Here is a 21,775-nt window from a genome sequence, read left to right as displayed (position 1 = left end):
ATTTCATGGTTCTGTCGCTCGATGGAATTCACGGGGCAATGGAAATGGAAAATCCGTTTTCGGAGACGACATCAAGTGGAGCGTTCCGAAACGAAACGTAACGAACGACTGCAGAATTGGCTCTTTCATCCGGCTCTGCAGGCAACCGTTTGCCAAACACGACGACGAATTCGTAGATATCACGGTCACCCTCAGAACCAATATAGCGCCAAAAATAGCCGCCAGATGATGCATCACCCCATTCATCTGGCCCATTCCAATGGGCCATCATCCGCCGGTCGTGTTTCTCAAGTAAGCCTGATGGCATTCGCGTCAACGGCCATCCGGCTTTTCTGCCATCCGGCTTTTTGACTACTACTCTCGCATTCGGATATCGAGGCATTGCCACTTCATTAAGGAGCCGCTCGGTTTCGGTTAGTCGTTTTTCAATAGCGTCGACACTTCGCGACCACCGTGCGTTCAGCGCGGCAACCCCAGTGATTGTAGCCACGATGGCGGTCGCCAGCAGGAGATGGCTTAGTGAAAACTGAGTTCGGTGCATACATGCATTTCTGAAGGTAGTTTGGAACAGGACGCAGGCAGAACGATTGCCGTCACCTAGGACGGACGATTGAATTTCCATTTGTAAAACCGCGCAAGACTTCCTTAGGTGCACGGCCTGGTTCTGGCTTCCTGCTCTCGTCGTACTCGTACTCAGCATAGCGGTACTCGTACTTGTACTCGACTCCAGCATTGTACTCCACTGCGGGCTCGCCCACGACATCCGATCGGGCAATCAAACGCGTCAACATCGACACGATTCGATGCAGCATTTGTTTCAGTTGGCGATGTCGTTCATCGTTCATTCCATCGGTCGCCGCAAGAACGTCTTGAATCGCAACACATTCCAGCGCCGAACCACGAGCGATGTCAAGGAAACGACTCCGATCTTTGAGGCTTCGTTTCCCATTGCCTTCGGCGATGTTGAGCGGAATAGACTGGGCGGCGCGAAGCCATTGGTCACGAGCGTGACGATGGCAACCGCCCAGACTCTTTGCGACTGCGAACGATGAAGCGACGTAGTCAATCGAGAGACGGTATACGTCGAGTCGATCGTGGTCGAAAATTGGTTCGTTCATTGGCGCCCCGATTCGAGGTAGGAGTACGAGTACCGGGCTGCGCCCTGAGTACGAGTACGATTTCTTCAATGCCAGAACGAGGTAATTATCGCTGGTTGGGGTGGCGATAAGCGGATCCTGGGGGCTGTTATCGCCGGTTGGACCTTCGGCTCCCTCGGTGACACGTGGAACGTTATCGACGGTGCGAGGGAGTGTTATTGCCGGTTGGCGTTTGCTGAGTATGAGGGGGCTCGATTCTTGGGTCAAGCAAAATTGTTAACGAATTTTCCATCGGAGGCATTGAACTGCAATGCGGTCGTGCAAAGAATCAGTGATGGTAGTGCTGCGGCGATGCAGGACGGTGGTTAAAAACGATTCAGCACTCAGAAATGCCACCCCGCTTTAAATGGCCGTGGGAGTGGGCGATGACCTTGGCTGTAAGGCCACCGCAACAGGGACGGAATCTGCTCCGTAGGACCAATTGGGCCAGCTTCTCTTTGCCGAATTGGGTGATTGCAAAGGCCAATTCCATGGCAGGTCATTGGTGTATTCGACGGACTCGGAAGTCCATCGTACGACTAAATCAACAGCTTGTTAGCCTCGGTTGAATGTCGGAACCGTGGCTAGCGCCAAAGCGGCTAAGGAACCCTTCGGCAATAAGTTCGTCGTTGGGGTTTTGTTACAAAATTTTCGGGGGTGAAGTGTGTTCACCGTACGGCGCGTGTCCTTCCGAAAACAATTGAAGCGTCGAAGTTAGTGCCGAACGATTACTAAGCACCTCGAGGAACGCGGTTCTTGTCATTTTGCGAGGTTTTAGCGGCAGGGCGCAAGCCCTCCGGTTCCTTCTCTCGACCAAAACACCGGAGGGCTCGCGCCCTGCCGCTACAAAATGCTTCACAGCGTTGCCCGGCCGGGGCGAGAACGACTTAATCGGAGCCGGTTCTGAAACGGTACCAGTACGCGCCATCGTTCAGTCCGATTGCCGGTATGTCGCCCAACGTGATCCATCCAGTGTCTGACAAGACAAAGTAGGTGGTGTGCGGTTTGAGTCGCGGGAGATCATCGAAGGTGATTTTTTGGGTGCCTTCGGCGGGGTGTCCGGCTGCGGGATCCGCTTGCCAGACGACCTTGTTGATATCGCTGGCCTCATACAGACGCAATGTCTTGCCTGCGGAGTTTGCAAAACGAATGGGTTCGGAAAAGTAAAAACTTAAATCGGTATCGCATGGCACGTTCATCGCCGAGGATGCAGGTACGGCTCGAACGAAAGACGGCATGACCATACGAAGCCGGTGAAATCCCCAGCCCTCTTGGTAATCTTTTAGCGGCGCTCGCCACGACGGAGGCATCGTGGTGTGATCTTTGGCGAAGCGGAACCAGCTTTCACTCATCTTGGCCAGGACTTCGGGCATCTCGGCAGCCAAATCCTTTGCCTCGGCCGGGTCGCGACGGATGTTATAAAGTCGCCAAGGTCCGTCGCTGATACTCGATATCTTCCAATCGCCTTTCACGAGCCCTTTGCCGGTTTGGTTAAAACACCAAAAAATTTCATCGTGAATCGCGTCGTCTGCGAGCGAGGGATCGCACAGCAGTGGCAGCAACGATTTACCGTACAGGGGCTCGAGTTTTCGGTCGCCATCGGTGGCGGGGTACGAGACGCCAGCCAATTCGAGAAAGGTCGGATACAGATCAGTCACATGCAATCGTTGCTTGAGAATACGTCCAGCGAGGTTTTCGTCTGCGGTCCGATCAAGCCCGTCGTGTTCGGACGCCAGCGATTTTTTGGGACTTGGCAATGCCATTGTTTTGGGCCAACGAATGATCATCGGCACTGACACGCCACCTTCGTGTGCCGAGGATTTGTACCATCGAAAAGGTGTATTTTTGAGGTACGCCCAACCGTTGGATGCATACGGATTCGTCCCCGCTTTCCAAGGCGTCTGATCGTCATAGGTGCGAATGTCTCCGTTGCTGTACGCGCCGCCATTGTCGGCCATAAACAATATCAACGTGTTGTCGTCAAGTTGCTGCTGACGCAAGTGGTTCAGCAAACGACCAACGTTCCAATCCATTCGGTCGAGCATTCCGGCATAGGCAGCCATTCGGCGGCTTTCCTGCGTCTGAATCGCGGCGGGCAGTTCGTCCCATCGTCGCACTTCCGCATGAGGCTCGCTCATCACATAAGATTCATCAATCACCCCCATCGCCAGCATTCGCTCGTATCGTTGACGTCGCAGCGACTGCCACCCCGGCAAGTATCGCTTGTAGTACTTTTCCACATTCTCGCGAGGCGCCTGCAGCGGACTGTGCGGCGCGTTGTAGGCCACATAGGTAAAGAACGGTTTGCCTACTCGCTGTGCTGCATCGATTTGACGGATAGCATCATCGGTAAAGGCATCGCTGCTATACCAATTTGGCGGCACCGGTTGCGGTTGCATTCGGTTGGACTGGATCGCATCTTTGCCCGCTTCTGTTCCGTTCCAGCTATCGATCGCACCGTTGAGAAATCCACAAAAAGAATCAAACCCCGCATCGAGCGGATTGCCAGGCTGATGCCATTTGCCGGAAATCGAAGTGGCATAGCCCGCTTGTTGCATCAACGTTGCGATCGGCAACGATCGCCGATAATGATCCGACTGCGAATGGGTATGCCCCGTCATCAGACTGGTCCGTGTGACCACACACATCGGATTGACGTGAAATTCGCTGAAGCGGATACCGGAGGACGCCAGCTGATCCAAATTTGGCGTATCGATTTCGCCACCGTAACATTCTAGATCGGAATACCCGACATCGTCGGCAACAATGAGAAGAATGTTCGGCCGTTCCGCCGACATGACGGGCGGACACACCAGGAAAAACAGTAGCAAACAAAATGCGATTTTATCGATTTTCATCGTCCTCTTGTACGATCGGTTCACAGCACCGTCGTCATGTTAGAAAGTCCAACAAAAAAGGTCACCATCGTATTGGGTCGACCGCGTCGTGATGCAAACGCGAATTAACTGTAGCGAAAGCCGCAAAAACTTTCGGCCACGCGAGTAAAATCGAAACTCTCTGCGAGTCTCGCTACGAAAAAATGCTTCACTGCCGTCGTCGAGTCGCGTCGTGTTGCCGACGCGTCCGTGTCCACGGGGCAACATCAGAAACGCTGAAGCGATTTGCGAACGATTGTTTTAGTGGAGCTGGTATACGGTGATCGATTCGATCTTCATCTCACCGACATTGGCGTGTTCGTCGTAAGTTGCGAAGGGATCAAAGCGAAGCTTATCGACGGGCTCGCCCTCCGAAATGGCAAACAGGTAAGCGTTGGTTTGGTCCGTCTCGCGAAGCGTGCGTTTGCTTTGCTGTTGCCCGTTGAAACCACGACCAGGCGATGCCCAGAAGAACTGGCTCGCCGCGCCATCGCGAGGCATCGCTCGCAACTCGATCACCAATTTTCCTGAAGCAGGTTTTGCGAGCCTAACGGCCATTTGCGAATCGTCTCCGGTTGCGACCAGATAGACATCACCGTCTCGCTGGCTAATCTTGACGCTCTTTCGATCCCCCCACTCCGCGACCTGCTGAGGAACCGAGAAGTCCCAAGCGGCGATCTTCGTGGCTCCGGTGAGGTCAATCTCATCGGGGTTGATCGATGTGTCTTTCGGTTCGCCCGTCTCTAGCGCAACGGCGGCGGGCGTGATTCCGCTGCGGGCAGTAAACTCATAACTACCGGACGGCACCGACAAAACGGCGAGGCCCGCTTGTTGACTCACCAGTTTGACGTGCCAATGCCCGGTCAACGCATCACCGGCTTCGGTAATACTGCTCGCATCGGTTGTGGGCAGGTAAACGGTCGCGGTGGTGTTTGCTGGAATGGTGATGTTCAAATGGAATTGTTCGTCGTCGATCTTCCAATCGCTACGAATCACCCCGTGAATCGATTCGTAGGAAGCACGCACCCAATCGATAGGATCATGCATCGCATTGCTTGCGGGCGAAGGGGGGCTTGGCCGTATGACGATCTTCTTGAATCCCGGTCCATCGGACTGGATCCCCGCAAGCGTGGCGAACATCCATTCGCAAACCGCACCAAACGCATAGTGTGAAAACGAATTCATCGCAGCGTTGTGGCGGCCGAACGCGTCTTCCTTGGTGTAGCTGTCCCAGCGTTCCCAGATCGTGGTTGCCCCGTTGGCGATCTCGTAGCCCCACGACGGGAATTCGCGTGACTGCAACAAGAACGTCGCCAAGTCATGCTGGCCCGACGCGGAGAGTACCGGCAGCAGCGGCCGCGTGCCAAGGAACCCGGTCGCCATGCGGTTGCCGTTGTCGTCAATCATCTTTGCCAAATGCCGCGCGGTGCCTTCGCGTTTTGACTGCGGAACGAGATCGCCAAACAACGCGAGCGCCTGGGCAGTTTGTGAATTCACATTCACGCTGCCGTCGTCCCGCAAATACTTGTCTTGGAAAGCGGCCTTGGTTTTCTGCAGTTGAGCACGGTAGGCGTCTGCTTCGCGTTCGCGTCCGATTGCATCGGCCATCTCAGCCATCATTCGGGCGGAAATCGCGTAGTAGACGGTGTCAATGTATTCCAGCGGCGTACCAGCACCTTGTGCGAGCCAATCGCCCCAAGCATTACCGTGAGCAACGCCCAAGTTATCGACGGCGGTTTCGTCACGCCACTTCATGAACCGCACCATCGGTTCCCAACAATCTTTAATGACTTGCGTGTCGCCGTAGAATTGCCAGATTGTCCAAGGACAAATGACACCTGCATCCGACCATGCGGAACCAAAATCCCAACCGTGTTGAAATGGAAACGGAGCATAGCCTGGGAACGCACCACTGGGCCGCTGCGATTCCATCAGTTCACGCAACCATTTGGTGTAGAACGCTCCGATGTCAGCATTGTAAGCCGCTGTGGCTACGTAGGCTTGCGCGTCGCCGGTCCATCCCATTCGCTCGTCACGCTGCGGACAATCTGTTGGCAAGTCCAAGAAATTGGCTCGCTGTGTCCAAACGACATTCTTGAACAGTTGGTTGACCATCGGGTCACTACACTCAAAGCTACTTGCCAACGGCGTGTCACTGTGCAGGACGAGTCCGGTCACGGAATCCGTCGTTGGTTCACCCGGAAAATTCTCGACCTCGACAAATTGAAACCCGTGGAACGTAAACCGCGGTTCGTAGATTTCACCCTCGGGGTCGCCTTTGCAGATGTAGAAGTCCGTCGCACGTGCTTTGCGAAGATTCTCGGTCATCAACCTGCCATCGGGATGTAACATTTCACCGTAGCGGATCGTGATTTTGTGTCCCGCTGGGCCTTTGACTTTCAATCGGATCGTACCCGCAAAGTTCTGGTTCAGATTAAAGGTGTAAGTTCCTGCTGCGCGTTGGGTCACCGTTTTGGCGGGAAGCTCTTCGATGACGCATACAGGAACGCCTGGGAATGCTTCTAACTTGGGTCGGGTGAATCCGAGTTCACGTTGGGCCCCGGTGATTCGAGGATGTCCGCCTTTGTTTTGCGGGTTACGCCCTTCGTAGAACGTCGCGGTGGTCGGACCGTTCTGGGTGGCCAGGATCGCATCGGCCCAGTCACGGTCATCGAACGCCGCCGTTGACCAACCGGGCATCTCTCGTTGCGCGTCATAGGTTTCGCCCATCAACAGATCGGCTTCTTGGATCGGTCCGTCGCCGGTGACCCGCCAAGTGGAATCGGTGCCAATCGTTTCCCGTGTTCCGTCGGTGTATTCGATCTCAAGCTGTGCCATGACCGCGGGAGTTTTGCCGTAGGTGTAACGACCATTCTTTTCGGTTCCCATTCCGGTCAATAAACCGAAGCCGACATAGCCGCTGTACCATCCGTCAGCGACCCATGCACCGATTGCGTTGTCGCCTTGCCCGACCATGTCTGTCACATCGTAGGTGTTGTAATAAGCACGCTGGCGATAGTCAGTCCAACCGGGAGCGAACCGAGCCTCACTGACGCGATGACCGTTGAGATGCAGTTCGTAAATGCCTAACGCCGTGGCATAAACGGTCGCATGTTTGACTTCTTTCGTCGCCGCGAATTCTTTTCGGTACTGTCGCGCCGCCGGCAGATACAAACTGTGGGTGTCCGTGTGAATCGGATCATTGTCGCGATACGATATGTACTTTGCCTGCCAATCCGCCTCGTCTAACAGCCCCATCGACCACGACGCGGGCGAGCTCCACGTTGCTGTACCGTCGACATCAAACGATTGGACTTTCCAATGACAGCGACGACGTGACGTCAGCGGAGCCCCCTTGTACTGCACAAACAGCGTTTGACTCGAATTGACTTTACCCGAGTCCCACAAATCGCCTTCGTTGTTTGCCAATTTTTCTGCCGATGATGCGACCAGAACTCGATAAGCTTTTTGCAGTTGACCGCGTTCCTTGGATTCGACACGCCAACTCAAACGAGGTTTTTCAATGTCGATCCCGACGGGGTTGTCCAGATACTCACATCGCAAATGAGTCACGGCAAAATCGGACGCACCAGCGGAAGCGACAAGCGAGCACGCGAACAGAATAAAGCAGAATGGTTTCACAGGTGGGCACCTAGATTGATCAGGGTGAGAAGCAGGTAGGTCAGGGTGGGATTGCTATACAGAGACGACGCGGCAGCACTAAATTTCGACTTGGGCAGCATCCTTTGGCAGTTCACGACTCATCCACATCGGCGTCGCGACGAACCAGCAAATCGTGCCTGCAAACGCAGTCCACTTCACCGCAGCCAAGTCGATCGCACCAGCGAAATACAGCAGACAAGGGACAATGACGGCACACAGTGCAATCAACGAAACGGTTTTTGCAATCGCGTTCATAGGGTAACTCCTTCGTTGGTTGATCCGCTGGTTTGAGTGAGCTTACTAAGCACGAGGTAAATGACTCCGCAACTGATCCAACAAGGAATCACCGCGTAAGCCGCAAACAATCCTTGTGCAAAGATCAGGTACAATCCCACTACGACCGGCAGCAGCCAGGCGACCAGTACCGCAACATTGACTTGAATCCCCGAGTGCGTCGCATATTCGTCTCGAAGCCCAAACCGTTTCATCAAGTAAAAGTCGACGAAGATCACGGCCCCCATCGGGCCAAGCACGGTCCCATAGGTGCCGACAAAACCAAGCAACTGGGCCGACAGATTTGGAAACGCTCCGGCAATCGTGGCAACGGTTCCCGCTACAAGCGTCATCGCAGTTCGTGAACTCTTTGGCAGCACACCTTGGAAGGCTAAACCTGCTCGGTAAATGGTTGGATTAGCGGTGGTCCAGCCCGCGATCACAACACAAATGATTCCGGTCCAACCCACGGAATGGAATGCCAGCAGCCCTGGGTTTGCGGATACTTTGCCGTCGCTACCGAGTGCGAGTGTTGGCTGGATTTTGATCAGCGCGGCAAGCAGCAACCCCGCACAGATCCAAGCCATGTAGTGGCCAAGAAACATTCCGATCGATGGCGCCCATCCCGAAGCCTTGCTACGAGCAAATCGAAAGATCGAAAGGTCGGCCATCCCAAAATGCATCGCTCCGTTGCACAACCAAGCGAACACCACAATTTGCCAGAATCCGAATGTCTGTGGACCATTTTTTTCCTGAACAAACGCAATCGCGTTTGTCCAAAACTTGCCTTCGGTGATCGCCGAGATGCTGGTCACATCCATCTGGCCAAGCGATACGATGCCACAAGCGGCGAACACCGCAATCATCCAAGGGGCAGCGATGTTGGCAACACGGGCAACCCGTTCGTAACCGCCCGCTGCAACGACTGCGATCACCACACCGACGATGGCTACGAGTAAAGTAAACGAAGGATTACTCAGTCCAAACATCGCCTCGGGTACATCGAATGTGATCCCGAAGGGAACACCGACAGCCGATGCCGACACGGTGACCATGGCGCCGGCAAGAAAGCAAAATAGCAGTCCGTTGACCAAGTTATAGAGTTTCACTAGCGTGCCACCGGCGATTCGCTCTAGTTGGTAATAGAGTGTCATTCGCTTCGCGATGGCGATCGGCGTGACCAAAAATCGCCAAGTCAGAACGGCAAGAAAATTGCCAAGCAGCAAGCCGAGCAGCAAATCTTGCAAACTCGCCCCGGCTGCCAAGAACAGCGGTCCAATCATGAACTCGGTGCCGGCAGCGTGCTCGCCCGCATACATGCCCCAAAACTTTCCTGATCCCAGCAATGCAGAATCAGGCACGGGCTCGCGTTCAAACTCTCCGCCTGAATTTGAATGGTCTTCGCTCATAGAAAGGGGTTCTCGTTCACGTATGTTTGCAATTTCTGAATTTCTTCGACGTGGGATGAAACGGGGCGGGGCCTAGCCATCCACCGCACTCAATTTGGATTGACGCCCCGATTGGACATTCGTCTCATATTCACGCACCTTCTCGAGCCATTGGGCTCCCACTGGAACCCCCGAAGTTTGGCAATAATGGTCCCAGATCGCGCCCATGGGCATCGTCTTGTGTTCTTCCATCAAAGCCAATCGAGCGGTGTAGTCCCCATCGCGTTCGAGTTGCTGCAGTTTTTCGGTCGGCTCCAGCAGTGCAGCCAGAATTGCCTTCAGCGCGTTTCGTGTTCCGATCGCCCAAGCGGCAACCCGATTGATGCTGGCGTCAAAGAAATCGAGTCCGATATGGACACGGTTCAAATAGTCACCACGAACGATCTCTTGCATGATCGCCTGTAGTTCGTCCGAATAGGTAACGACGTGGTCGCTATCCCAACGCACCCCGCGACTGACGTGCAAAAGCAACTCCGGTACATACATCAGCACCGATGAAATTTTGTCCGAGACCACTTCGGTGGGATGAAAGTGTCCCGCATCCAGACAAAGCACTTTGTTTCGTGAAATGGCATAACCCATATAGAACTCATGCGATCCAACGACGTAGCTCTCACTGCCAATCCCAAAAAGTTTGCACTCCACAGCATCAAGCGTGTGTTCTGCTGAAAGCTTTTCGGTAAAGATTTCGTCCAGCGACGCAGCAAGTCGCTGGCGAGGATCTTTTCGGCTGGCCGGAATGTCTTTGAACCCGTCTGGGACCCAGAAATTATTGACACAAGGATCGCCCTGTGCTTGGCCCATCGCAGCAGCAATCTTGCGACAGGCGATCCCGTGATCGATCCAAAACTGGCGGATGCCGGAATCAGGGTGCGCTAACGTGAATCCGTCGCTTGCTTTTTCGTGCGAGAAGTAACTCGGATTGAAATCGAGATCCACGTTCTGAGCGCGGCCCCAATCAATCCAACTCTGAAAGTGTTCGACACCAATCGCGTCTCGATCAACGGCCCCATGGAACTCACCGTACAGGGCATGCAAATTCAATCGGTGATTGCCTGGAATCAGCGAGTATGCGAACTGCAGATCACTGCGAAGCTCATCCGAGGTTCGTGCTCGCCCTGGGTAGTTGCCCGTCACGGCAAGTCCGTTCCCCAATGCTCCGTCGTTACCTTCGAATCCGACAACGTCATCGCCCTGCCAACAGTGGACCGAAATGGCGACATCGCGCATGCGGTCCAACGCCTGCTGCACATACACCCCCTGAGACTCGTATTGCTCGACGGCAAGCTCGTACGCTTTTTGGATGTTGGATTTGTTCGTCATTCAGATAGATCCGGTGAAAAGGGTACGAGATCGTTTGAGGGGAATCGCGATTGAGCGAGTTCCAAAGATAGACCATCAACGAAAAGAAAACCTTGACGATTTCGCCAGCAAGTAGCACAATAGGGCCATTCACAGAGACCCGCCAAATATCCTCGGAGGACGCGGTCCACAACATCTCCGCTGCCTAGCGGTATTGAAACTTACCTTACGGGCTTTGGCTTTTAATGCAAGTGCTAAAGAAACAGGACTGGTTTCACCAGGACGGATTTCCCATTGTTGTGGAGCGTCGTGACCCTCAACAGCCCTTCGGATTGCACTCTCACGAGTTCTCCGAAATTGTCATCATCACGGGTGGCAAAGGGGAACACATCACTGGTGAAGACACCTACGAACTGGCAACAGGCGACACCTTTGTCATCGGGCCAACGCGTCCTCATGATTATTTGAATATGGACCAATTGCGGCTGATCAACGTGTTGTTTGACGCAGATGACCTGCCGATGACACTCAATGACCTGCCATCGCTGCCGGGGTACCATGCCCTGTTCACACTCGAACCTGCATGGCGTAAACGCCACGGATTCAACAGTCGATTGCAACTGTCTCCGCCAGAGCTAGTGCATGCGATTACGTTGGTGGACCAACTCGACCAAGAACTGAGCACCCGCGGCTCGGGATTTGGTGTGATGGCAACGACAACTTTCTTACAATTGGCGACGTTTCTCTCTCGTTGTTACAGCAAATCACGCAACCCACAAAGCAAATCATTGCTGCGAATCGCAGAAGCAATTTCACTGATCGAGCGTCACTATGCCGACCCCATCACACTCGATGAACTGGTTGAAATCTCCGGCATGTCGCGTCGAAATTTTTTGCGCGCGTTCGAGGCAACGATGGGTTGTCCTCCGATTGCGTACTTGATTCGTTTGAGGGTTCGGCAGGCGTGCAAATTGCTTTCCCAAACGGACAAAACGATTACCGAGATCGCGTTGGCGGTGGGATTTTCGGACAGCAACTACTTCAGCCGACAATTCCGAACCTTAATGAACTCATCACCGCGGAAATATCGCAATAGCCAAAAATTCGGGCGAGTTTCGTCGTAACCAATCCGCCGTCTCGTTGGCTGCCGTATCAATTCGGCTGTATCAATTCGATTCTGGTGTCACCACCTTCAATCCTGCGTCACCACCTGGTGCGACCGATCGTCCCGCTGCTTTGATGTGCTTTCTCAACTCGGCGGCGGTTAGGCAGCGATCATATATCGCAACCTCGTCGATCTGCCCAACGAATCGCCTATAGAGCGAATCGGGGTAAACCTGTCCCACTAGGATTTGCACTTTTTCATCAAGCGGAACGGGGTTGTTTCGTTCGGCAGCGAGTTGGCCGTTAACCCACAACATTTGGCGATCCTCTTTCTTCGCCGCCACGACGTGTTGCCATACCCGAGCTTGGTATTGCCCGTCCGCGAACAAACTGGTGGCGCTGATCGGCTGCGGCGCCCCAAGTCGACGATGTACAAACCGAAATCGGTTGGCCGGCGAATCACTCAAGCGATGGGTAAAGTAGTGCTGGGCAGTGGTTTCGAGCATCATCGTATGTTGGTATCGGCCATCCGCCAAACTCTCAACCCCGTGCATGCAAAACACTTCGCCATGGTGAAACAGTTGCGGTTTAACCCACATCTCAACCGTGTAATTATCAAGCGGTTTTTCTGGCCAAGGCTCGACGCAGCGAAAGGCCGAGGATCTTGAGGTCCCGAATTCGGCAACACGATTACCACCGTACTTTCGCCATCCCGGATTGCCAACCACGATCGCGTTCATGCCTGGCGCGCTACCTTGGTTTTCAACGAATTCCGAAAACTCGCCCTTCAGTTCCTCGAACCGCCAATAGATGCTTGGCTGTGAATCCAAAACGGCGTCAACGTATTTTTTCCCCAAATCCAGCGGATCAAAACCGGGGGACCTAGCCGAGACAAAGTTGGCCTCCGAAGCCTCGAACTTGACAACCGATACACCCGCTCCCGACGTGAGGGAAAGACGCACCGCTTCTCCTTCTTCCAAGTAAATATTGCTCAGGCCAAAGTCCGCCTGATTCAGTTCCACCGATACTCGTCCAGTAAATAGATGAACTTCCGTTTCGGAGTCACTTGAGACCAGCCCGATAGAACTTTGCCCATCGACAAGAATTTTGCCGATCGTGGTGTTCACTGTTACGTTTCTGCTGCCGGTCCCGAGTGACTTGGCGGTCATCGAACCATTCAGCAGCCCAATTTGGCCGTCGGCTCCGATTGAAACGCTCGCTGGTCCCTCGATTCGTACCAGTGCTTCCCCCGGAGTGCCTTCACCGATTCTTAATTCTGCAATTCCTTCGACCAGTTTTAGCACCTCACCCGATTCGATCGGCTCTCCGATCGTCGGAACGAGGTCACCCGTCGAACTCCACACGCATGCTGTCATCGAAACGAGTTGTGGCAGCTTGGCTTGGACGGTCTGTTCGGCGCTGAACCTATTGTCGAAAGAGGGATGGCGCGGCGAAGGTTTGGCAAGTGACCACGCCAAGGATGCGATCAACAGATGGCTGGCGGCTAAGCCGACCCACCAATAGGCTTTCGTCCAGCCCCCGGGGCTCCGAGATACCGAGACCTGCTCTGGCGACGATACCGCGTCAGCGCCGGACAATGTCTTGGGCGTTTTATGGGGCGAAGTCGCAATGGACGTCGCAGACAATCCCGCTCGGCGTTGTTCATGTTTAGGCGTTTGCGGGTGGCTGAATGCTTCGGACAAGACCTCTGCCATTGGCAAAGAGTCAAGTCTGCCCGAGTCGCTGAAGGCACAGAGCTGGTCAATCAGCGCCGCAGCTTCGGGGGCGCCACCTTCAGAGCAAATCAACTCGTTAAGCTCGGCGATCTCGGATTCGCTCAGCGATTCCGACTGCGATTTCACGATCAGGGTGCGTAATGTTTGCAATGGATGGTTGTCCGTATTCATGAAAGTGCCTCAGTGGCAGAGCGTTGTACGCACCGTAATAATATGCCATGTATCTTGCTCAATTCACGATAGATCGCATGCGTCGAGCGTCCCAATCGACTTGACATCTCACCGACGCTTAAACCTTCGAAGTACTTTTGGCGAATCAAGTCGTGATCCGAGGCTGGCAGTTTCTTTAGGCAATCCGACAAAGCAGTTCGACGTTCACTCAATTCGGCGGAAATAGGCATCGCCGCTTCGGCCAACGCCTCAAGCGCATCGTCGCTCAATAGTTTGATACGACGCTTTGATTCGCGATGCTTGAGCGTTTCGTAATGCGCGATGCGGCATGCCCAGGCCGCGAAATTTCCCGTCGGATCGTACTGCGAAAACTTCTGCCACAGTACGACACAGGTTAATTGAAAGATCTCTTCAGCATCATCCTGGCGATTCATCGTCAGGATGCGGATGAACGACATCACCTTGCTTGAGTGCATCGCAAGCAAACGCACAAACTCGTCTTGAGATACTTCCTCGGCGATGACTTGTTTCCTTGTTAATACTGAGATGAGACCTGAATGTGCAAGGTGAAGTGAACCAAGCCAGGGTGAACATTCTTATTCCCGAAATGCTTCTTTCTTTTTGCGATCTTTCTTTTGATTTTTTAAAAAATAGGAGAATGGAGTGGAAAACGAGAATAATTCTCAGATTTCGCGCTAAAAACCGCAAATGGGGCGGGAATCACTCCACACGAGGGCCATTGCACGTGACCGGATGAGTGTCGCGTTTCGCTTGGGCCTGCTCTTTTCTCTTTTCTCGCATGTGGAGTTATTCGAATGAATCGTCATCGTACTGGATTCACTCTTGTCGAATTACTGGTCGTGATCGCGATCATCGGAGTCCTAGTTGGTTTATTGTTGCCGGCCGTGCAGGCGGCTCGGGAAGCCGCTCGGCGTATGAGCTGTAGCAACAATTTCAAGCAAATTGGCTTGGGGATTCACAATTACCATTCCGCGTACAAGGGGTTGCCGATTCATGGTACCGGCACCGATCGGCCAGCGGGGCAGCAAATTTACGCGGGTGACAACAATGGAACGAGTATAAACCGGCGTGGATCGTTTTTGATTAGCGTGCTGCCGTTCATTGAGCAGCAGGCGCTTTGGGAACAGATTTCAAATCCTCTGAATGTAAAAGCTGATGGCTCTGCCAAAAACCCATCATGGCAAGCCATGGGACCGGGGGTCGCGCGAATCGACTATGGGCCATGGGCGACGAATATTGCGTCTTTCCGCTGTCCCAGCGATCCGGGACAAGGGCTGCCGGCACTTGGTCGAACCAATTACGGGGCATGCATGGGCGATTCGTCGGTGATGTCTCGCGAGGGCAAAATATTCGTCCACAAGGTCTCTAAGGGGGCAACCATGCCCTATACCGCGAACAATCAAACCCAGGCGACGCGTTCGCGAAAAGTTCATCGAGGCATGTTCGTGATGAACAGCCGTATGAGATTTCGCGATACGCTGGATGGCTTGGCCAACACCGTGATGTGTGGTGAATTGACGACCGACCTTGGCGATGCGGATGTCCGAACATCGTTCCCGCAAGATTCAGCGTACAACGACAAGAGTGGCCACGGACGCGCCGAGTGCCGGAAAAATCCTCGATTCATGGATCAGCATCATGATCCCGAACGACCGCAATTCTGGAACGCAGGTGCGGGAGGTTCAGTGAGCTCGCTGCTTGGACGCGGTTATCGCTGGCATGACGCGATGCACTTCTTTACTCAAGTGCACACAATCCTTCCGCCCAACTCAGGCATTTGTACTGGCGGATTCACCAGCAACGACTCGATGGTCACCGTTTCCAGTCGTCATCAAGGTGGGGCCCACGTCTTGATGGGCGATGGAGCTGTGAAGTTCATCACCGATTCGATTGAAGCGGGTAATAGCAACACGGCAATGATCTCGTATCACGGATCGCCAGCGACAGTTGCCGGTGCCCAAAGCCCTTATGGACTGTGGGGTGCCTTGGGAACTCGCGCCGCCAAGGAAGTCATTGACTCGGAGTTCTAAGGTGTTGAAGGTGTCGCCGTTGTTGGCGAAATTGCCTTTCCAACCTGTGCCAATTTTCAGCCTCGTCGCCAGTCATGCCGGCGAGGCTGCCACGGCGTTTTTTGTTCTTTCCCTCGAAGTAGGGATTTTTGAGAAACATGCGAATTCATATATAGAAAACGAGGATTAACAAATGAAAGCGACAGCAACATTTTGCCTGCTGCTGGCCAGCGTGTTGGTCGGTTGCTCGACGTCAGAATCAAGCTCGGTTGCCGACGGGCTCAGCCAGGAGCAGATTGACGACTACAATGCGTTGGTTGAGAAGGAAGCGAAGCTTGCAGCGGAGGCCGGTGATATCGGCACACGTGAGTAGCGACTCTGTCACTGTATGACAAAATCGATCAAAGGCTGTTGTGGTTTCCGCTTCAGCCTTTTTTCGTCCTTACTCAGTCGCTCCAGGTGCATCGGCCTGATTGAAATAGAGAGTCGTGAAGAAAGCGGAAAACGTAAATAATTCTCAAGTTTCGCGCAAAAAACTTCAATTGGGACGGGAATCACTCCATACGAGGACCTTTGCACGCGACCGGACGAGTGTCGCGTTTAGCTTCGTCCTGTTTGCCAATCACGATTCCTAAGAATGAAAAGACTGATGTGGGGACCACGTCAGTCTTTTCTGTCGTTTTGTTCGGCAGAACCTCTAGGCTCTGTCTGAAAACGCTTCAAAGTCGCCTTTCGCTCCGCGAAAGTTGTGGAAAAAAGCCGCTCTCGCGAAGCGAGAAACCGCTTTTCAGAAAGAGCCTAGATCTGCATCCGTGTTAAACCAATCAAACCCCTGTTCCAGCATGAAACCTCGATTCACCCTATTGATACTCTCTGTTCTGGCAGCGTTTCAAACCGCGCACTCGCAAGATGCATCGAACGCGTCGATCTCAAAACCTGTGTCAAGTCAGAGCGGAATCGACGAATTCGATGCAATGCTTAGCCGCGGTTACACGCCGCTGTTCAACGGCAAAGATTTAACGGGATGGCGGAATCCCTATCCGCACGGCGAAGCGAAAGTCGTGGACGGCGAAATTCACTTAATTGGCGACAAGAAGTTCTTTTTAGTTACCGAGAAGAAATATTCGGACTTCCGGGTCAGCGTTGAGATTCACTTGCCCGAAGGCCCCGCCAATTCCGGTGTCATGTTCCGCTGTCACATCGACCCCGACGCCGAGAAGAAAGTCTACGGCTATCAAGCCGAGTGTGACGGGTCGGATCGACGCTGGTCGGGAGGACTGTATGACGAAGCCCGTCGCGGTTGGATCTGGCCCAGCACCGAAGGGCGATCGACGGATCAGTTCCTCGAGCACGCCGAAGAATCGCAGCGTTTTTTTGCCGAACCCCACGTACGTAACGCACTGAATCGCAATGGCTGGAATCGTTTTGTCATCACTTGCGTCAAGGACGTGATCCGGATTGAACTGAACGGAGTGGAAACCGTTCGTTTTCGCGATGCGAAAGATGCAAGCGGATTCATCGGCATCCAACATCACGGTGAAAAAGGCCAGACCTATCGCTTCCGCAATCTGTTCATCAAAGAATTGCCGGTCATTCCGGCTGAGCAGCACGTCGACTTGACCGAGCAAGAACCGGTTTCGATCAAACGTATCAACGACAAAGTCACGCTGATTGATTTTGGCAAAGCTGCCTTCGGCAACATCGCGATGCCGGTTCCCGCAGGCCGCGGATCGGCGAGCGTTCACTTTGGCGAAAAACTAGCCGATGGCCGCATCGACCGAAATCCACCAGGAACGGTGCGATATGGAGTGACGCCCATTCGCATCAGTGGCCAGCAAGGAACGTGGATCGTTCCGGCTCCGGTGGATGCTCGCAATGTGGAGCAAGCGGGGCTGATGAATGCCAACCCGCCCGCCGTACTAACACCACCGGCTTGGCGTTCGGTGATGCCGTTTCGTTGGGTCGAGATCGAAGGGGTCGCTGCAGATTACCCGTTCGAACGCGTTCGCCGCCGAGCGGCCTACTCGGCGACTTGGAACGACGATGCAAGTGCATTCGAGTGTTCGGACGAAACACTCAACCGCATCTGGGATTTGTGTAAATACAGCATCAAGGCAACAACCTTTGCCGGTGTCTATGTCGATGGCGATCGCGAGCGGATTCCCTATGAAGCCGACGCCTATCTGAATCAACTGAGCCACTACACGACCGACGACAACGTGAAGATGGCCGCTCGGACGTTTGACCATTTGATGGAAAACGGAACTTGGCCAACCGAATGGTCGCCGCACATGGTGTTCATGGCACACGCCGAATGGATGTACTCGGGTGATAACGAGTGGTTGAAACATCGCTATGAATCGCTCAAGACCAAAACGCTGCTGCACCGCAGCGGCGACGATGGATTGGTTCGCAGTGATGAACTGGATCGCAACCGACACGACATCGTCGATTGGCCACAAAAGGAACGTGACGGTTTCGTGTTCACCGAAATCAACACCGTGGTCAATGCATTTCACATCAAAGCGTTGCAGCAGATGGCGACGATGGCACGGGCGATTGGCAAGCAGGAGGACGCCGAGGCATTTGAATCGAGAGCGGAACTCGCACGTGCCGCATTCCAAGAAAAATTGTTTGATGAAGATGCCGGGCTCTATCGCGATGGGGTCGGAACCGATCACAGCAGCATCCATGCGAACTTTTTCCCGCTGGCGTTTGGCTTGGTCCCTGAGGACAAGCTTGACGGTGTGATTGCGTGGCTCGAGAAACAGGGAATGCGATGCAGCGTCTATGCGGCCCAGTATTTCATGGAAGCTCTATTCAACCACGGCAGCGACAAGAAAGCGGTTGCATTGATGACCGCCGATGGGGACCGCAGTTGGAAACACATGGTCGAAAGTGGCACGACGATTTCCTGGGAAGCCTGGGAGATGAAGTACAAGCCGAATCAAGACTGGAACCATGCCTGGGGCGCAGCACCGGCGAATCTGTTGCCGCGATACGTGCTGGGTGTCCAACCTGCAGCCCCGGGCTGGAAGACTGTGATCATCCAGCCTCGCCCGGCCGAACTAGAGTTTGCACGCGGCAAGGTCCCCACGTCACGCGGACCAATTGAAGTCGACTGGCAGAACGAATCCACCTTCACGCTTTCACTCAGCCTTCCTGAGGGGATGACGGCCAAGCTCGACTTGCCCGCCGCTGACGGAACGAGCGGTGTCATGGTGGATGGAAAACAAGCCGTCGCAAAACGAACCGGTGACCGCTGGGTCTTGCAAGAGGAAGTTAGCGGCGCAATCAAAATTGAAGTCCGATAAATTTTACCCAGGGTTCACGTCACCATGCTTGCGCGATTCAAGCAGGTGACGCTCGCTCCTATTTCGGTCCAACTACTCCTCCTTATCACTTCTGGTGAATACGATGGCTAATCTTTCTCGACGACATTTTATTTCGGCGGCGATTGCTGGCGGCGTGACCACGTCACTGGCGGCTCGCGCGTTGCGTGCCGCCAATGCAAACGACGAAGTCAGTATTGGCATCATCGGTTGCGGTGTTCGAGGCACAAAACTGATGGATCAATTCCAGGCGGTTCCGGGTGTCAATATCGTCGCGGTCTGTGACGTCGATCAAGAACGTTTGGGGGTAGCGAAGGAGCGATTCCCGTCGGCCAAAGGTTTCACAGACATGCGTGAATTGATCGCGGACGAGCGTATTGACGCCGTCGTGATTGCAACATGCAACCATTGGCATTGTTTGGCGGCGATCTGGGCGATGGAAGCCGGAAAGGACGTTTACGTCGAAAAGCCGCTTTCGCACAGCCATTGGGAAGGCAAGCAGGCCGTTGCAGCGGCGCGAAAGTACAATCGCATTTGTCAGGTGGGGACGCAGCAACGGTCCGACCCGATGCAGGCGGAAATTAAACAGTTCTTGCACGACGAACAGGCGATTGGCGATATCCAATTTGCTCGCGTGAATCGATATGGCATTCGTCGCCCGATCGGCAAACGCGCCACTCCGCTGCAGGTAGGAAAGAATGTCAATTACGACTTGTGGGTCGGTCCCGCGGCGGACCAGCCGATCTATCGCGAAGCCTTGCATTACGATTGGCATTGGGACTGGAATACCGGTTCCGGAGAAATGGGAAATTGGGGCGTCCACGTGCTCGATGACGTTCGCAACAATGTTTTCCGAGATTCCGTTGCTCTTCCCACCCGAATTCTCGCCGGCGGCGGGCGTGTGGTGTTCAATGACGCCGGTCAAACTCCGAATGTGCATTTTGCTTTTTTCGACACGGGATCGATCCCGGTCGTTATCGGGTTGTCGAACCTGCCCGGTGAGCCGGGCGGAAAAACAAGCCCCAATCACCCCGGACCTGACAGCGGCTACATCGTCGTCGGCGAAGGCGGAAGTCTAGAAGGCCAACGCGGCCGTGCCGTCGCCAAGGATTCCGATGGCCGAATCATCAAACAATTCAAAGGCAATCGGGGCGACGTCGTCCATCAACAAAACTTCATTGATGCCGTCCGCAGTCGCGATGCATCGATGCTGAACACCGATATCGCCGTCGGCAATGACAGCACGGGATGGTGCAATCTTGCGAATCTCGCCGTTCGCGCCGGAGGCGTTTTTGATTCCGCCACCGCCAAGGCGGTCGATCACCCTCGGTGGCTTGATCTTGTCTCAGCCATGGGCGAACATTTGAACAACCATGGACTTGATCTGAACAGCGAACCATTGCGGATGAGCCCAATGTTGGAGCTCGACGCCGCGACAGAACGCTTCATCGGCGATCATGCCGACGTGGCCAACCGATTTTTGAAACGAGAATACCGTAACGGCTTTGAAGTCCCGACATTGGCGTAACCCGCAATGTAATCGCCGCAGTGGATCACGCTGCCGGTTTGACCGAACCGGCAGCGACGCGAAAGTCCGCCCCCCACCACCGAGTCCCTCCGACAAGATGTTTATCACGCGAATGAAGAACGACCGAATCTCAACCGGCTGCCGACTAGCCGTTTGCTTGTTCCTATCAGCACTCTGCCATTCCGCTTACGCCGATCAACCGCGACTGCCCGACATCGTGGTGTACTTGGCGGACGACCTGTCCGCAGCAGATCTAGCTCTGTACGGCGGCACGAGCATTCGAACCCCCGCGATCGATCAATTGGCAGCCGAAGGAATGGTGTTCGACCAAGCGTTTGTCGCCAGTCCATCGTGTGCGGTCAGCCGAGCGGCATTGCTGACCGGGTTGATGCCAGCTCGCAACGGTGCCGAAGAAAATCACAGCTATCCAAACGAAGACGTGCTGCGATTGCCAACCATTCTGAACGATCTCGACTACCAAACCGCCGCCTTCGGCAAGGTCGCCCATTTGCGGAGTGCACCGGATTATCACTTCGATGTCATCGATCTCAGACAGCACATTCCCGAACTGCGAAAAACGGTGAAGACGTTTCTAGAGGAACGCACGGACCCGCGGCCGCTGGCACTGTTTGTCGGTGTATCGGATCCACACGTGCCTTGGCCCAGTGAGTCAACGGTCGATCCCCAGTCGATAACAATGCCGCCGCAACTGCTCGACACTCCACGCACGCGAGTTCAGCGTTCACGCTATTTGCAAGAGGTTAAGGATTTGGACGCCTACTTAGCTGAACTGCGTGAGTTGACGAACAAACATCTATCCGACGACGCGGTGTTTCTGTTTTCGAGCGACCACGGGTCTCAATTTCCATTTGGCAAATGGACGCTCTACGACGAAGGCATTCGCGTGCCGTTGATCGTGGCACAATCCGGCCGAATCCAAGCGGGAACTCGCACCGACGCAATGGTTAGCTGGGTCGACATCCTCCCCACGCTCATCGACATCGCAGGCGGCAAGGTCCCCAATCATTTAGATGGGCGTTCGTTTGCCAAGGTTCTGCGTGGGGAAACCGATTCGCATCGAGAGCGGATTTTCACGACACACAGCGGCGATCTATTGATGAACGTCTACCTGAGTCGCAGTGTGAGAACGGACCGCTACAAATTGATTTGGAATCC

15 protein-coding genes are annotated in these 21,775 nt (G+C 54.2%); 6 read left to right on the top strand and 9 right to left on the bottom strand.

All coding sequences use genetic code 11. The annotated features are described in order from the left end of the window. Positions 1-28 precede the first annotated feature (28 nt). From RMSM_RS32955 to RMSM_RS32920, 7 genes are all read right to left on the bottom strand, one after another. Positions 29-622: a hypothetical protein gene (locus tag RMSM_RS32955; protein WP_144058132.1), complete on the bottom strand. Its 594-nt coding sequence runs from the start codon at positions 620-622 to the stop codon at positions 29-31. After that, a complete protein-coding gene (locus tag RMSM_RS37905) occupies positions 594-1,118 on the bottom strand; it encodes a four helix bundle protein (RefSeq protein WP_008707968.1) in 525 nt (174 codons plus the stop codon). The genes RMSM_RS32955 and RMSM_RS37905 overlap by 29 nt, the downstream gene beginning before the upstream one ends. A 905-nt stretch (positions 1,119-2,023) precedes the next feature. Further along, entirely contained in the window at positions 2,024-3,994 is a 1,971-nt protein-coding gene (locus tag RMSM_RS32945; RefSeq protein WP_008707966.1) for a sulfatase-like hydrolase/transferase, read from the bottom strand. A gap of 279 nt (positions 3,995-4,273) precedes the next feature. Then, a complete protein-coding gene (locus RMSM_RS32935) occupies positions 4,274-7,654 on the bottom strand; it encodes a glycoside hydrolase family 78 protein (protein WP_008707959.1) in 3,381 nt (1,126 codons plus the stop codon). A 78-nt stretch (positions 7,655-7,732) separates the two neighbouring features. Continuing rightward, positions 7,733-7,930: a hypothetical protein gene (locus tag RMSM_RS32930; protein WP_008707957.1), complete on the bottom strand. Its 198-nt coding sequence runs from the start codon at positions 7,928-7,930 to the stop codon at positions 7,733-7,735. Further along, positions 7,927-9,357: a purine-cytosine permease family protein gene (locus tag RMSM_RS32925; RefSeq protein ID WP_008707955.1), complete on the bottom strand. Its 1,431-nt coding sequence runs from the start codon at positions 9,355-9,357 to the stop codon at positions 7,927-7,929. The genes RMSM_RS32930 and RMSM_RS32925 overlap by 4 nt, the downstream gene beginning before the upstream one ends. A 72-nt stretch (positions 9,358-9,429) precedes the next feature. Continuing rightward, positions 9,430-10,719, bottom strand: coding sequence for an L-rhamnose isomerase (locus RMSM_RS32920; protein ID WP_008707953.1), 1,290 nt, complete (start codon positions 10,717-10,719; stop codon positions 9,430-9,432). Between the two features lie 224 nt (positions 10,720-10,943). On the opposite strand from RMSM_RS32920, the gene RMSM_RS32915 reads away from it, so the two are divergent. Next, complete coding sequence (locus RMSM_RS32915; protein WP_008707951.1) at positions 10,944-11,822, top strand: helix-turn-helix domain-containing protein; 879 nt, start codon at positions 10,944-10,946, stop codon at positions 11,820-11,822. A gap of 42 nt (positions 11,823-11,864) precedes the next feature. On the opposite strand, the gene RMSM_RS32910 is transcribed toward RMSM_RS32915, so the two are convergent. Together RMSM_RS32910 and RMSM_RS32905 are read right to left on the bottom strand one after the other, a co-directional pair. Beyond that, a complete protein-coding gene (locus RMSM_RS32910; protein ID WP_008707949.1) occupies positions 11,865-13,709 on the bottom strand; it encodes a LamG domain-containing protein in 1,845 nt (614 codons plus the stop codon). Further along, entirely contained in the window at positions 13,706-14,200 is a 495-nt protein-coding gene (locus RMSM_RS32905; protein WP_008707947.1) for a sigma-70 family RNA polymerase sigma factor, read from the bottom strand. Before RMSM_RS32905 ends, RMSM_RS32910 begins: the two co-directional genes overlap by 4 nt. Before the next feature lie 324 nt (positions 14,201-14,524). On the opposite strand from RMSM_RS32905, the gene RMSM_RS32900 reads away from it, so the two are divergent. From RMSM_RS32900 to RMSM_RS32880, 5 genes are all read left to right on the top strand, one after another. Further along, positions 14,525-15,760, top strand: a complete 1,236-nt coding sequence (locus tag RMSM_RS32900) for a DUF1559 domain-containing protein (RefSeq protein ID WP_008707946.1) — start codon at positions 14,525-14,527, stop codon at positions 15,758-15,760. Between the two features lie 172 nt (positions 15,761-15,932). Beyond that, entirely contained in the window at positions 15,933-16,112 is a 180-nt protein-coding gene (locus tag RMSM_RS32895; protein ID WP_008707942.1) for a hypothetical protein, read from the top strand. Between the two features lie 601 nt (positions 16,113-16,713). Then, entirely contained in the window at positions 16,714-19,053 is a 2,340-nt protein-coding gene (locus RMSM_RS32890) for a family 78 glycoside hydrolase catalytic domain (protein ID WP_144058133.1), read from the top strand. A 103-nt stretch (positions 19,054-19,156) separates the two neighbouring features. Further along, the gene (locus tag RMSM_RS32885; protein WP_008707938.1) at positions 19,157-20,599 is read left to right on the top strand and encodes a Gfo/Idh/MocA family protein; all 1,443 of its coding nucleotides are present in this window, start codon (positions 19,157-19,159) and stop codon (positions 20,597-20,599) included. A 97-nt stretch (positions 20,600-20,696) separates the two neighbouring features. Beyond that, a partial coding sequence (locus RMSM_RS32880; RefSeq protein WP_173405163.1) for a sulfatase family protein occupies positions 20,697-21,775 on the top strand: 1,079 nt, incomplete at its 3' end.

Origin of the sequence: Rhodopirellula maiorica SM1 (assembly GCF_000346295.1) — a bacterium.
Classification (GTDB): Bacteria; Planctomycetota; Planctomycetia; order Pirellulales; family Pirellulaceae; genus Novipirellula; species Novipirellula maiorica.
This window is presented reverse-complemented; position numbering and strand designations above follow the sequence as displayed.